Genomic DNA, 14,603 nt, shown 5'->3' on the forward strand with positions numbered 1-14,603 from the left:
TTATTAAGGTCAATGCGGTTCTGTTCACCCGGCCTTGCACCGGGCATGCGTCAATGACGCACCATGAACCATAAGGCCGTGCACGCAAACGATTACCTCGCGCGATGCAAAACCACAAAATTGTGCCAGGTTATGCGAAGCAAACGATTATCCTGCTTCCCCGGCCTCCATTTCAACTGCTAATCAACACTATTTACCTATAGTCGCCGCATAATCGCGCGCCGGCCATTCCGCTGATAAAAAGCGACGTCGGCAGATCGCCGGGAGAGAAACAGCGAAAGGGAAAGTTTTGATGGCGACAAGATGAATCAAAACGGCGGTTTACTTCAAACAAACTCAGCATTCATTTTTTGTGACTTGCATCACAAAAAAAATTGACCGGCCATATCAACGCGAGTATGCTTTGAAACGTGACGAGAATCACAGAAATAAATTCGCTAACGAGGAATCCGCAAAATGAAACTGCTGAAAAAAATCATCGCCATATTTGAAAACACCAACGTAAGCTTTGGTACTTTCAACCTCTGAGAGCAGAAAACGTGAAGGGGATAAAAATGAACATTGTCCGTAAAATCAATAAACTATTAAACGCGCTGGGCAAAACCTACTGCGGTAGCAACCCCCTCGCCATCTTCCGTTAATCGTACCGGGTGATTGCCGCCCGATTAGATTACCGCTGAGTCACTCACTGGCGCCGGATCCCGTGACAACGGCGATCGCCAGCGCCAGAGTACCGCACAGCCCCAACCCTCTCAGGCGTACAGCGAAACTTCCCCGCTGGGGCGGGTTTTAAAACGGCGATGCAGCCAAAGATATTGCTCCGGCGCGCGCATGATTTCCTTTTCTATCACTTTGTTCATGTAACAGGCGGCTTGCTGCTCGTCATGATACGGATAATCCTGCAACTCAGGCTGAATCACCAGCTTATACCCGGAAGCGTCAGGCTTGCGGATAAGCACCGTGGTGACCATCGCCGGCCTGGCTAAACGCGCAATGGTAAAAGTGCCGTTGGTGGTCGCCGCTTTCTTCACGGCGAAGAATGGCGCAAAAACGCTGCCTTTCGGGCCGTAGTCCTGATCCGGAGCAAACCATACGGCCTCGCCCCCTTTCAGCGCACGAACCATGCCGCGCAGATCCTTACGATCGATCATCGCCTTGTTGGAACGGGAGCGCCCCCAGGTTTGTACCAGCTCCATCACTTTATTGTTATGCGGCCGATACATCGCCATCAGTGGCTGGCACAACCCCATCGCCCTGCCGCCCAGTTCCAGCGACATAAAGTGGATGCCAATCACCATCACCCCGCGCTCTTTGGCGCAGGCTTGCTGTAAATTTTCCAGTCCCGACACGGCAAACCAGCGGCGAACACGGCGATCCGACCAAAACCAGGCCATACCCGTTTCCACCAGCGCCATTCCCAGCGAAGAGAAATTATTGACGATCATCGCTTCCCGCTCCGCGGCAGAAACAGCGGGAAAGCAAAGTTCAAGGTTACGCCGGGCAATCGCCACTCTGCGTTTAAGAAAAAAGCGGGAAAAGCGGCCGACGCTGCTGCCGATTTTCATCAGCAGCGGATAGGGAAGTTGCACCAGCAGAAACAGGAAGCCGAGACCGAACCATGTGATCCAGTAACGAGGATGGAGGAAAGCCCTGGTAAATGTTTGTTTAATTCTCATGAGACTCATCTTTAAGTGTTCAAAGCGCGTACCGCATAAAGAAAGCACTCCTGTACGTTACATCGATATGACACTACCTACCGTATAATAGTTGCCGTGTTGCACGCAATTCAGTCTAACCGCCTCAGTCTTTATGGTTCAGGGAAAGCGGGTTTGGAAGGGGCATGAGACGTATTCAGGTCCCACCAGCCAATCGGCAACAGCTGCGGACATGATACTCGATTCGGAATAAGGATAGGAGTAGTAACAATAGAAATAATTAAGCCCCTCAGAATATCTGCGGGGCTTAATGCATAATCAGGTTTTTTCAGCGATGAACCGGACGAAAGCGCTAAAGCCAGGTAAGGTTCATCGGCGGAAGACCATTAGATTACGGAAACATTCACTGCTGATGGGCCTTTCTGGCCGCTTTCAACGCTGAATTCCACTTTCTGGCCTTCGTCCAGGCTTTTGTAGTCGTTACCCTGGCCTTGGATGGCGGAGAAGTGAACGAATACGTCTTTGCTGCCGTCAGTCGGGGTGATGAAACCAAAACCTTTACCAGCGTCAAACCATTTTACCAATCCAGTCATTTTATTAGACATAGAGAATTTCCTTTATATATTTAGATAGCCACTATAGGGCGGAGATGGTCTGTCACAGTGATTACTTATGGGCACTTATAAGAAGGAAATTCGTCGGATAAGAGATTGGGTGCATCGCTTGAACTAGGAACCGCTTAATTACAATGTCTTTCATAAATAGGTCTGCATTCCAGGCCGTTGAAGCTATTAACGCACGAACGAATTTTTATAGCAAGCCTTTCTTGCAAAGAATTCTGGATGTCCGTCATCGCAATATAATGACCATTCAGATTCGCACAGCGTACGGCAATCGGGATAAGCCAGGAAGAAATATCCCCCATCCTTATGATAACTATCACTTTACTTTTAAATAATTTATTCCCCCATCTGGCGTCGTTAACATCATTCCCCGCTTTCCAATGTAAAATGTGGTATGCTGGCGCATCGAAAAAAGCCGGAGGTAATCAATGAATACCCATAATTTGACCTGGTATCCGGCACAGCGCTCACGCGTTGAAGCCATTATTGGCCGGGCTACCCGTGTTGGTTTGCAAACAAGGCAGACCGGTAAATACACGCACATTGCTTGATTTTATGTATGTGCAACTCAACGACATGGGAAAAAGAGAAGATATGGAAGGGATGATGACCGCCATTTCCATTCTGGAAAAAAACCAGGACGCGCACGCCAAAGAATAGCCGCCCTGGTTGTTTGAATAAGCTTGGCAATATCCGCGCCCATTAACGACAGGTCAGCCTATTATTATTTCAGGCTGGCAAGAATAATACCAAACGCTTAATCAAGGCTATCACCTTGTATCTTATCAGTCATAGCCATCTAGCCGATACTTTCAGAGGCGCTATCCGAGGTCAATCTCAGAACAGTGCCGGCTTCACCCCGAACCATCGATTGACCGCTCTCCCCTCACCGCATCCATAAATCTTACCAGCGTGCCGATTAGGCTCGGGAAATTCAGGCCGTAATCGGCTATGCCAGAATATTTTAGAATGATCAAAGGTTTAACCTATCAAATAGTCAGAATTGATCGATAAATCAATCGTTTTAGCAGGTTAATATATATATATTGATCAGTTTTACTGATCGATCAATAATGCTCAAAACAGAGCCAAATAGGGAATTATGATGGCCGTCAAGTCAATCTCATATGCTAAGAAGCACTATGTTATGGAACCCATCTATAGCTGCCAGAACCGGCTATTCGCGATGGAGCTGCTTACTCGTTTTAATGACCAGGGGCTATATTCGGAAAAATACATTCAGAGGATGAGCTCATCTGAAAAGCAAGCGTTACTGGTGAACCAGTTGGAATCGATTACAGAAAAGCAATGCTATTTTATAGATAACAGCATACTGCTATCAGTGAACATTGATTTCGCCATGGCGATGTTTTTGTCCCAGGATTCGTATACCAGGAATTTACTGGATAAATTACCCTTTATTCGTCTGGAGATAAGCGAAAACTTCCCGAACCTTAGTGATGGGCTACGTAATCCACTCCTTGCAAAACTCTATGAACGTTACCTGCTGTGGCTGGACGACTTTGGCAGTGGAAACGCCAATATTTATGCGCTCAGCCAATCTACCTTTAGCTACGTCAAACTGGATAAGAACTTTTACTGGGAAATGATAAGAAACGGAAAGGAACATACCTTACCTGTACTGATATCAAACATTAAAAAATACTGCCAAGGCGTCATTATAGAGGGAGTACAAAACCATTCAGAATATTTCCTTTTAAAAACTTGCGGCATAGACGGAATGCAAGGGCATATTTACCCGAGCTATAGATTAGATAATTTACCAATATTAAAAAAATGAGCCTACCGATCATATTATTAGCATCAATTTTAATCACTATCTATTCCTTCATAAAACACCGTAAAAATATAAATAAAGATAAATTAATCAAAAAACGAAAAATGAGAAAACGAAGGTTGGATAGATAATGACTATTCCCGTGCTTGCAATGGCAGGGGATCGCTCTGTCCCCGGAACGGGCTCGCCGCCGCCTGGCGGGCGGCCTTGAGGTCACTTTTACGCCGGATAGTAAAGCGTTGCGCGCGCAGGACCGACGGCATCCAAAGTCGACCAGACTGCCGGTACAATTGGTGCGCTATTGTTTAGCGTCACGCGAAAACTTCGCGGGCAAATTATTATTTTTGAATACATATAGGCCGCCGACCATAAAGTGTTGCGCCAAACTCCGCTGCATAACAGTTCAAATGAAAAAATTTCGCTTTGGTGAAATTATATATTGATAAGTAATATTTTCTTTCAAATCCCCCCCCTGTTTAATTTTGCACTAAACAAAATTTTTTCAATATTATTCAACGGCATAGCCTATCAAAATAGGCTGGATCGATCGGCCAATCAATCATTTTAAGCAATTAATAATCATATATTGATCAGTTTTACTGATCGATCAATAATATTCCGCACCTTCGTAAACAGGGAGTCGGAAGATGGTAGATTCAATATTAGACTTAAACGGCAGGTGGCACTATGTTACCCAGCCCATTTATAATTACCAGTACAAAATGTTCGCCATGGAATTGCTTGCCCGGGATAAGGATGGACGACTGAGTACCGAAAAACGCATTCAAGCCATGAGCCCGTCAGAAAAGCAAATCTTATTGATTGAGCAACTGGAATGTATTTCAGAGAAACGATCATACTTCATTGATAACGACGTCCTGGTAACCGTAAACATTGATTTCGGTACGGCGACTTTTCTATTACAGGATCGCTATCTGAGTGATTTACTAGACAATTCCCCCTTTATCCATCTGAAAATAGATGAATTATTCCCAAATCTTAACGATGGGAAGCGCAATCCGTTGCTGGCACAATTGCACGAACGCTATCCGCTCTGGCTGAATGATTTGGGCAGAGGCAACGCCAGCCTCTATGCCGTTACCCAGTCTGTTTTCAGCTATATCAAATTGGATAAAAATTTCTATTTGGAGATGATGAAAAGTCGCAAAGATCATATTTTCCCGGTACTGGTGAAAAATATAAAAAAATTCTGCCGCGGCGTCATTATTGACGGCCTTCAGGACTATTCAGAATATGAGTATTTGAAACACTGCGGAATTGAAGGGGTGCAAGGAAACATTTACCCGACTTACCTGCTCGATAACTTACCGGAATTGCCAACGCAAGCCAACGCGCGACCGCCATGGCGCACATGATGTGAAAATCTTTTCTTTCCACTGTCTGTCGTTCGCTATCCGCAGTTGTTCAATCAGAAATACCCGTCATATTGCAATCCACAGGAAACTTAAGCGTTTTTCCTCCATAATCAATTAATCAGCATAATGCGTCTCACAGGTAAAACGGCTGACGGAACGTCTCCTCATCAAACAGGATTGAGCCTATCGAAAATATTAAATATCATTAAAATCAAATAGATAAATATTAATAAATCTGAATGGAGGACATATTATGCCGCAGATTTTTACGCTCACCCTTGCCCCGTCTCTGGATTGCGCCACAACCACGCCCAGAATTTACCCTGAAGGGAAACTACGCTGCACGGCCCCGGTGTTCGAACCCGGAGGCGGCGGCATTAATGTTGCCCGGGCCATTGTCCATCTGGGGGGAGAAGCCCGGGCAATTTTTCCGATTGGCGGTCCTACGGGCGAGCATCTGGCCGAGTTGCTCGAACAAGAAGGCGTAGGAACCGAAACGCTGCGTACGCAGGACTGGACGCGGCAGAACCTGCACGTTCACGCCGATAATAGCGGTGAACAGTTCCGTTTTGTGATGCCCGGCGCCAGGCTGGCCGCAAGCGAGTTCAACCAGTTGGCCGAGCGGGTATTGCAGATCCCGGCGGGGTCGCTATTGGTTATCAGCGGCAGCCTGCCGCCCGGTTGCGACGTCGATAAGCTGGCCCATCTGGTGAAACAGGCCCAGGCGGGCGGGTTAAGCTGTATTGTCGATAGCTCCGGCGTCGCATTGCAAGCCTGCCTGCAACTGGGGGGACTGGCGCTGGTGAAACCTAACCAGAATGAGCTGTCGGCCCTGATCGGACACCCGCTGGAAAGCCCGGATGACGTCTATAACGCGGCGGCTGAACTGGTGCGCAAAGGCGCGGCTGAGCGGGTGGTGGTGTCGCTGGGTCCGCAGGGGGCGTTGGCAATCGATGGTAAAGACTGTATCCAGGCCGTACCGCCGCCGGTGAAGAAAATGAGCACCGTAGGCGCCGGGGACAGTATGGTCGGCGCCATGGCATTAAAGCTGGCCGCCGGCGCCGAGCTGGGCGATATGGTGCGCTATGGCGTCGCCGCAGGGACAGCGGCGACGCTGAACCACGGCACGCGTCTGTGCGCGAAGGAGGATACGCAGCGCCTGTATGAGTACATTTGCCAGAGCAAGGCGTTATCCGCCTGAATGGGGTCGATCCCGCTGGGGCTGAGCAATAAATATTTCAGCCCCGTCAACGCCTTATGATGAGAGCAAAAAGCGATCAAGATGTCTGCGCAACTGCTCATTCTCTTTCTTGAGTTCGTCGATTCTGTCCAGCAGGGTCAGCGTCATCGCAATGCCCGACCAGTCCAGATCCAGCTCGGCCTGTAGCCGCCGGGCACGCCGCAGGCAGCTCACCGCGTCATAATCAAAAACCCAGCGCGGTTTATCCCGCTCCAACGGCGCAATAACGCCCAGCCCGACGACTTCAATCAGTTCGTCCTGAGAGATATTTACTGACTGACACAGTTCCACCACGGTAAATGTCATTTCTTCAGCCATCATATTTACTCCCATCCATCCCGAGGATTAAACGCAGCCTGCTCGGCCAACTGTTTCCACAGGGCGCTGGCCTTTTCATCCGGTTTCGGGGGCATAACCACTTTCAGGATGGCGTACATATCGCCCTCCCCTTTCTTGCTGACCAACCCTTTACCCTTAATCCGCAACCGCTTGCCGCTTTGGCTGCCGGGCGGCACCGTCAGCGCAATCTTGCCCGTCAGGGTTGGCACTTCGATAGTGGCGCCCAACGCCGCTTCCCAGGGGGCCAGCGGCACCACGATATGCAGATCGTGCCCGTCAATATCAAACAGCGGATGCGGAGCAATGCGGATAACCAGAAATAAATCACCGTTCGGCCCGCCGCCGACGCCGGCGCTCCCCTGTCCTTTCAAACGGATGCGTTCGCCATTCCCGACGCCCGCCGGAATTTTCACATTCAGCGTTTTGGTAATTTCTTTCGTTTGGCGGCCCAGCTCGTCATAAACCGGCAAACGATAGGAAATCGGCCGCGTTTGCTCGACCAGCGTCTCTTCTAAAAACAGGGGCACTTCCATCTCGAAATCCTGGCCGCGACCGCTGTGGGGAGCATGCGCGGAAGCTCGCCGCCCCGCTCCCGCGCGAGCGCCAAAAATGGATTCAAAGAAATCGGAAAAATCATGCGCGTCGCCCTGCGAACCCTGCCAGGTTTGCTCGCGACCGCCATAGTCCGGCGGCGGTTCGGAAAAGCGGGGATCGTTGCGGTGCTGCCTCAGCTCATCGTATTCGGCGCGGCGCTCGCTGTCTTTCAGCACCTCATAGGCTTCGGCAACTTCCTTAAACTTGCTTTCTGCATTCTGCTCGGAGCTGACATCGGGGTGATATTTACGCGCCAGCCTGCGGTAGGCCGTTTTGATCGTTTTCAGATCGGCGGACGGGTCTACTTCCAACGCGGCATAGTAATCTTTAAACTCCATGCGGTAATACCCTCAATTCAATGGGTTATGCGATAGAAATCTTTTTTATCTGTTCGATATGCTACTCATTCTGTTTCGATCATACACCTTTGATAAACTCTCCACCTCCCTTAAAAACATAGACAATCAGCCGATATTGCGGTGAAGATCGGCAAAATAATTGCAGGAAGGAATAGCGTGGCGAGCTTGAGGATATTGCCCGGCAAAGCCGGGCATGGTGATTAAAGCAATACGGTCAGAAGTTGTAGGTTACGCTGGCGTGATAGGCGCGACCCGGTTCGTTATAGGTCGATGCCCCTTCGCTTTCACGGTAGACTCGTTTATCCAACAAGTTGTTGATGCCCGCATTGACGCGCACGTTTTTGGTGAGGTCATAGTTCACCCCAATGCCCACCACGGAATAAGCGCCGATCTTCTTGTCAGACAGACCGCCGGCTTCAAGGTTGTTTTCCGCGTTCTGACGCGGCTTCTGGCGGCCGTACAGGGTCCAGGCCACGTTCGCGGACAGATCCTCCGTCACCTGCCAATCGAGCATGGTGTTGACGGTGTATTTGGGAATAATCGACAGCGGGTTACCGGTATCCTTATCCTTGGAGTTAAACATATAGGTGGCGTTGGTGCGCCAGTTCAGCGTGTCGCGCACTACCGGCACCACCAGATTGGCTTCCAGCCCTTCAACAATCGCCTTACCGCCGTTTTCCCAGCGCAAAACGTTATAACCGTTGGATGCCGTACCAATGACATCTGAGCCGGAAACAATTTTGTTCTTATAATCATTGCGGAAATAGGTGATGCCGGCATCGTAACCATCATGGGTAAACTCCACCCCGATCTCTTTATTGATGCTGATTTCCGGCTTCAGGTCTTCATTACCTATCAGGTAACATTGTGTGTAACCTATAGGGCAACCGTTACCACGCGTCGCCAACAAATACCCTTCCGTTGACTGATACAGGTTAGGCGCCTTAAATACGCGGGCAATACCCGCTTTCAGTTTGAAATATTCACCCAGTTCCTGGGAAGCATTCAGGCTCGGACTCCAGTTGGCGCCAAACTTGTTATGGTAGTCGAAACGCAAGCCGGGGATGATATTGGTGCCCGGCACGGCTTCGATATTGTCTTCGAAATAAAGTGCGCTTAACTCCGCACTGTTTGTCGAACTCCGGTTGGTCATTGATTGGCCATCAATGATAACGCCTGACGCATCGGTCGCGGTCATCGAGGCCGGATCGTTCAGCTCTTCACTGTTCCATTCGGCGCCTAAAGTGGCGGTCTGCTCCACCAACAGATGAAACGGGATATTTAACTCGCCGTTGGCCTTGTAGTTTTCCAGCCGGCTGGTCTTATATTCGGTGCCATCGTTAATCATCCCTTCGACGCGCCCCGTCGTTCCTTCCGGTAGCCGCGTATTATTGGTCTTCTCATAGTAGAATCCCAGGCGCGACTGGCCCCAGTCCCAGATACCGTTGTGGGTCACGCCGTAAGTCTGGCGGTACAGGCGGTTGGTTTCCTGGCCGTACAGCGACTCAACCAGACCATTGGGGGAAATGTTACCGTTACTGTTCTGAGTATCCCCGGCATAAATATTGCCTTGACGGCTGTAGCCATATTCGAAATCCACGATCTGCTGGGGATTGATCTTCCATGACAGCAGCGTATTGATATCTTTGTTGCGCACCCCTTCACGCCCGGCAGCGTTGGAACCGTTCTGCGCGCTGTTGATATCATAAGCATCGGCGTCGGTGCGGTTGATATTGCCGTACAGCCGCATGGTCAGCACGTCATCGATCAGCGGACCATTCAGGCTGAAGTTGGCGCGCCGGGTATCGCCTTCCTTGCTGTCTTCCGGCTGGTTGGTATATAGGGATAGCGAACCGTGCCAATCGTTGGTGGGACGCTTGGTAATAATATTCACCACCCCGCCCGCCGCGCCGGAACCGTAGCGCGCCGCCGCCGGTCCTCTAAGCACTTCGATACGCTCCACCATTTCTACCGGCACCCAGTTGGTATCGCCGCGGGTGTCGCGTTCGCCGCGCCAGCCATAACGCACGGAATTGCGCGCAGTGACCGGCTTGCCGTCGATCAGAATCAGGGTATTTTCCGGCCCCATGCCGCGAATATCGATCTGGCGGTTGTTGCCGCGCTGACCGGTAGAACTATTGCCGGTCAGGTTGACGCCGGGCATTTTGCGGATAATGTCCGACAGATCATTTACCGGAGGAGATTTCCGAATATCTTCGGAGGTAATAATAGAGACACCCGGCTGCTGCTTCAGCGCCTCCTCAGCCGTCGCCTGGACTAGCACGGTATCTTCTGGCGTTTCTTCCGCCGCACAGACGTTCCCACTCAGCATCCCAGCCAATAGCACGGCCAAAGGTCGCTTAATGTAAATACTTGTTACATCCATTAAATTTATCCCTATTTGTGTGTTCATTTGCAAGCGAATGATTATGGTAATAATAATAATTATCATTGTATATACGCTAAAAAGAGCACCACATTTTCTGCACAATCAGGGGCTGATGATTAATATTGATGCGCCGGCAAAGCGTCCGTTCTCGGCGCCAGAGTGGAAGTGGGTTCGGTTCAGGTCTTGGACGTTCCCGCCAATGCCGCCAGCAGTTGTGCCAGCGCTTGCGGATGCGTAATCATCGCATCATGCGTTGCATCCAACTCGGCGTAATGCCAATCAGCAGTCTGCCGAACCCGCGCCAGCGAGCGTTCCAGCAGTTCGCCGGGAGCCCTGGTACAGCGGATATAATTTTTATGGGCGATCCCCATAGGATGCGCGCAGCGAATGCGCTCGAAATAGCTCCCCACCGGCTGTGGCGTCAGCCTGGCGTCAACCCACGCCTGGTCCGCGTCGCCGACGCCGAAAGCCGCCGAGGGCAAAGGGGGAATATGCCAGTCGGGATCGCCGTCTCTGGCTTCGGCATAGCGTTCAATCAGCATCGGAGCATGGTCGAGCAGCATTTCGCCATCGGCGGGCAGGAAAGCATCAAGCAGGATCAGGCGCCTGACCCGACCGACCAACCGGGAAGCCGCTGCCGTCGCGGGAAAACCGCCATAGCTGTGGCCCACAAGGGTGACGTCCCGCAAATCGGCATCGCGCACCAGGTCCACGATATCGGCGACGTGCGTACTTAATCCAATCGCTCGCGAGAGTTCCCCGCGCCGTTCGGCCAACCCGGCAAGCGTAGGGGTGAACACCTGATATCCCTCGTCGCGCAGCAGCGCCGCGACGCGATCCCAGCACCATCCGCCATGCCAGGCGCCGTGCACCAAAACGAAATTCGACATAGATCGGTTGCTCTATTCAGGTTAGGTACGTGCAATAGCAGAATACATAATCCAGCCAGTGCGGGCGACTCACGAAAGTCATTATGATAAATAACTTATTATTGAGGTTGTCGGTGGATTTTACTGGATGTCATGAGATGAAGTGGAGCGAGTGAAGGGAATCGAACCCTCGTATAGAGCTTGGGAAGCTCTCGTTCTACCATTGAACTACACTCGCGCCGGAGATGCGCCTGGCATTATAGCGCTATCCCGTTGCCGGGCAAGTAAAAAACCCCGGTAAACTGCTGGTAGAATAATCAATCAACTTATCTGGCGACGCATCAACATATTGATGGCGCTCCCCGGCCGTGTTTCCCGGTAGATTATCCGGCGGCAACGGCGCTTGCTTCGCCCTTATCGTCGCCGGCGCATTCAGCGAAAGGGGTCGGTCGTCTCATCCTGCATTTTTTTCACTTTGCCTCGGAACGTTGAATTTCTTTCATATCCCCACGCGATTCAGACATGGTATGTTCGAAAATTCTATAAAAATGTGGTTCCCACGAAAAAAAAGAGAGCAGCGATGGAAAACCTAAAAACCGCTACCCCCCCATTTCGCGCCGACGTTGTCGGCAGTTATTTGCGTCCGGATTATTTGCATGCGGCGCGCGCGCAATATGCCAAGGGCGAGATCGATCATAACGAATTAAAACGCATTGAAGATAAGGCCATCAGCGAATTGGTCGCCAAACAGAAGGCGGCCGGTCTTCAGGTCATCACGGACGGCGAATTCCGTCGCAGTTGGTGGCATCTGGATTTCATGTGGGGGCTTAATGGCGTTGAAAAAGCGAGTTTGTCGCGTGGTTACAATTTCTCCGGCACGGAAACCCGTCCCGAAACAGCCAGATTGACCGGCAAAATCAGCGGCGAAAATCATCCTTTCATCGACCATTTTCGCTTTCTGTCTACGTTCGCCGAAAGCGGCATTGTTCCTCGTCTCACCATCCCCGCTCCCGCCCAGTTTCTGAAAGAGCTATACCGGCCGGATAACCGGGAAAGCACGCTGAAATACTATCCCCGCCAGAGCGATCTGGTCGCGGATATCGCCGCCGCCTATCAGACCTTTATTCGTGAAGTGTATGCGGCCGGCTGCCGCAGCCTACAGCTCGATGATTGCACATGGGGCATGATGGTGGACGCGCGTTATAACAACGCCGGCGTCGCCGTCAAAGAAGAAGGCGCGTGTGGTTGTGCTCAACACGCCGATCATACCGTTATCAGCGATAACGTTCAGGAACTGGCGGAACTGCTGCTGGAGGTCAACAACGCGGCGATTGCCGGCGCTCCGCAAGATCTGGCGCTGGCGACGCACGTTTGCCGCGGCAACTATCGCTCGACCTGGGCGGCGAGCGGCGGTTATCAACCTATCGCCGGCATCCTGTTTGGAAAAGAAAACGTTGCCGCCTACTACCTTGAATTCGATACCGAGCGCGCCGGCGATTTTTCTCCTCTGGCGGAAGTTTCCGGCGACAAGCAGGTCGTGTTGGGACTGATTTCATCCAAAATCGGCGAGCTTGAAGATAAACAGGCGGTCATCGCGCGTATTAAAGAAGCGACCCGTTATCTCCCGCTTGAACGTTTGTGTTTAAGCACTCAATGCGGATTCGCTTCGACTGAGGAAGGCAACGCGCTGACGGAACAGCAGCAATGGGCCAAGATCGCGCTGGTTAAAGAGATCGCCGACGAAGTCTGGGGCGGCTAATCGCGATTCCCCAAATCATGCAGTAAAAAAAACCGACGCCCAAGGCGCCGGTTTTTTATTTCAACCAACGTGGCCGCGCGTTATTTCTGCGGACGCATCGCCGGGAACAGAATCACGTCGCGGATGGTGTGGCTGTTGGTGAACAGCATAATCATACGGTCGATGCCGATGCCCAGACCGGCGGTCGGCGGCAAACCATGCTCCAGCGCGGTGACGTAGTCTTCATCGTAGAACATGGCTTCGTCGTCGCCGGCGTCTTTGGCGCTGACCTGCTGGGCGAAACGCTCAGCCTGATCTTCCGCGTCGTTCAACTCGGAGAAACCGTTGCCGATTTCCCGACCGCCGATAAAGAACTCGAAGCGATCGGTGATGTCCGGGTTCCGATCGTTACGGCGCGCCAGCGGCGACACTTCCGCCGGGTATTCGGTAATAAAGGTCGGCTGAATCAGATTGCTTTCCGCCGTCTCTTCAAAGATCTCGGTGACGATGCGGCCCAGCCCCCAGCTCTTCTCGATTTTGATGCCCAGCGATTCGGCAATCGCCGTGGCCTTCGCCAAATCGTCCAGGTCGGCGACGTTGGTTTCCGGGCGGTATTTGCAGATGGCTTCGCGCATGGTCAGCTTCTCAAACGGCTTGCCGAAGTCGAAGGTCTGATCGCCGTATTCGATGGTCGTGGCGCCCAGCACGTCCTGCGTCAGGGTGCGGAACAGCGTTTCCGTCAACACGATCAGATCTTTATAGTCGGCATAGGCCATATAAAGCTCCATCATGGTGAACTCGGGGTTATGGCGCGGGGAGATGCCCTCATTGCGGAAGTTGCGGTTGATTTCAAACACCCGTTCAAAACCGCCCACCACCAGGCGTTTCAGATACAGCTCCGGCGCAATACGCAGATACATATCGATATCCAGCGCATTGTGATGGGTTACAAACGGACGCGCCGCCGCGCCGCCGGGGATCACCTGCATCATCGGCGTTTCCACTTCCATAAAACCGTGGTCGACCATAAAGCGACGGATCGCCGCCATCACCTGGGAGCGGATACGGAAAGTATGGCGGGATTCTTCATTGGCGATCAGATCCAGGTAGCGCTGACGGTAGCGGGTCTCCTGATCCGCCAGGCCGTGGAATTTGTCCGGCAGCGGACGCAGGGCCTTGGTCAGCAAGCGCAGTTCGGTACAGTGCACCGAAAGCTCGCCGGTTTTGGTTTTGAACAGCTTGCCGCGCGCGCCGAGAATGTCGCCCAAATCCCACTTTTTAAACTGCTCGTTGTAGACGCCTTCCGCCAGATCGTCGCGGGAAACGTACAGCTGAATACGCCCGCCCACGTCCTGCAGCGTGACGAAAGAGGCTTTCCCCATAATGCGGCGGGTCATCATGCGGCCGGCTACGGTCACTTCGATGTTCAACGCTTCCAGCTCTTCGTTTTCTTTGCCGTCGTAGTCGGCGTGCAGGCGATCGGAGGTGCTGTCGCGGCGGAAATCATTGGGAAATGCAATACCGTGCTCACGCAGCGTCACCAGCTTTTCACGGCGCGCTTTCAGTTCGTTATTAAGATCCTGCGCCTGATCGGCACCCTGTGATTGTGATTCAGCCATGTGA

At 51.7% G+C, this 14,603-nt stretch carries 11 protein-coding genes and 1 tRNA gene; 4 read left to right on the plus strand and 8 right to left on the minus strand.

The features are described from left to right. Positions 1-752: 752 nt before the first annotated feature. Entirely contained in the window at positions 753-1,676 is a 924-nt protein-coding gene (lpxP, locus tag DDT56_RS05670; RefSeq protein WP_136165523.1) for a kdo(2)-lipid IV(A) palmitoleoyltransferase, read from the minus strand. Between the two features lie 365 nt (positions 1,677-2,041). Continuing rightward, positions 2,042-2,260, minus strand: coding sequence for an RNA chaperone/antiterminator CspA (cspA, locus tag DDT56_RS05675; protein ID WP_009114380.1), 219 nt, complete (start codon positions 2,258-2,260; stop codon positions 2,042-2,044). A gap of 1,165 nt (positions 2,261-3,425) precedes the next feature. Here cspA and DDT56_RS05680 point away from each other — a divergent pair. The 3 genes from DDT56_RS05680 to pfkB all read left to right on the plus strand — a co-directional run bounded on the left by DDT56_RS05680 (position 3,426) and on the right by pfkB (position 6,653). After that, positions 3,426-4,079, plus strand: coding sequence for an EAL domain-containing protein (locus DDT56_RS05680; RefSeq protein WP_246856731.1), 654 nt, complete (start codon positions 3,426-3,428; stop codon positions 4,077-4,079). A 644-nt stretch (positions 4,080-4,723) separates the two neighbouring features. Continuing rightward, positions 4,724-5,452, plus strand: coding sequence for an EAL domain-containing protein (locus tag DDT56_RS05685; RefSeq protein WP_136165525.1), 729 nt, complete (start codon positions 4,724-4,726; stop codon positions 5,450-5,452). Positions 5,453-5,705: 253 nt separating this feature from the next. Then, positions 5,706-6,653, plus strand: a complete 948-nt coding sequence (gene pfkB / locus DDT56_RS05690; protein WP_136165526.1) for a 6-phosphofructokinase II — start codon at positions 5,706-5,708, stop codon at positions 6,651-6,653. A gap of 54 nt (positions 6,654-6,707) precedes the next feature. On the opposite strand, the gene DDT56_RS05695 is transcribed toward pfkB, so the two are convergent. From DDT56_RS05695 to DDT56_RS05715, 5 genes are all read right to left on the minus strand, one after another. Beyond that, complete coding sequence (locus DDT56_RS05695) at positions 6,708-7,010, minus strand: chaperone modulator CbpM (RefSeq protein ID WP_136165686.1); 303 nt, start codon at positions 7,008-7,010, stop codon at positions 6,708-6,710. Positions 7,011-7,015: 5 nt separating this feature from the next. After that, positions 7,016-7,963: a curved DNA-binding protein gene (cbpA, locus tag DDT56_RS05700; protein ID WP_136165527.1), complete on the minus strand. Its 948-nt coding sequence runs from the start codon at positions 7,961-7,963 to the stop codon at positions 7,016-7,018. 235 nt (positions 7,964-8,198) lie between these two features. Beyond that, positions 8,199-10,370, minus strand: coding sequence for a TonB-dependent siderophore receptor (locus DDT56_RS05705; protein ID WP_136165528.1), 2,172 nt, complete (start codon positions 10,368-10,370; stop codon positions 8,199-8,201). 179 nt (positions 10,371-10,549) lie between these two features. Next, positions 10,550-11,263, minus strand: a complete 714-nt coding sequence (locus tag DDT56_RS05710; RefSeq protein WP_136165529.1) for an alpha/beta fold hydrolase — start codon at positions 11,261-11,263, stop codon at positions 10,550-10,552. Between the two features lie 143 nt (positions 11,264-11,406). Beyond that, positions 11,407-11,480 (minus strand) — tRNA-Gly (locus DDT56_RS05715). Between the two features lie 342 nt (positions 11,481-11,822). On the opposite strand from DDT56_RS05715, the gene DDT56_RS05720 reads away from it, so the two are divergent. Further along, positions 11,823-13,001: a 5-methyltetrahydropteroyltriglutamate--homocysteine S-methyltransferase gene (locus tag DDT56_RS05720; protein ID WP_136165530.1), complete on the plus strand. Its 1,179-nt coding sequence runs from the start codon at positions 11,823-11,825 to the stop codon at positions 12,999-13,001. Between the two features lie 80 nt (positions 13,002-13,081). Here the strand turns inward: DDT56_RS05720 and lysS are convergent, their stop codons facing one another. After that, positions 13,082-14,599 (minus strand): lysine--tRNA ligase, encoded by a 1,518-nt coding sequence (lysS, locus tag DDT56_RS05725; RefSeq protein WP_136165531.1) that lies wholly within the window; start codon positions 14,597-14,599, stop codon positions 13,082-13,084. Positions 14,600-14,603: the final 4 nt, after the last annotated feature.

The organism is Brenneria corticis, assembly GCF_003115855.1.
In the GTDB taxonomy this organism is placed as follows: Bacteria; Pseudomonadota; Gammaproteobacteria; order Enterobacterales; family Enterobacteriaceae; genus Brenneria; species Brenneria corticis.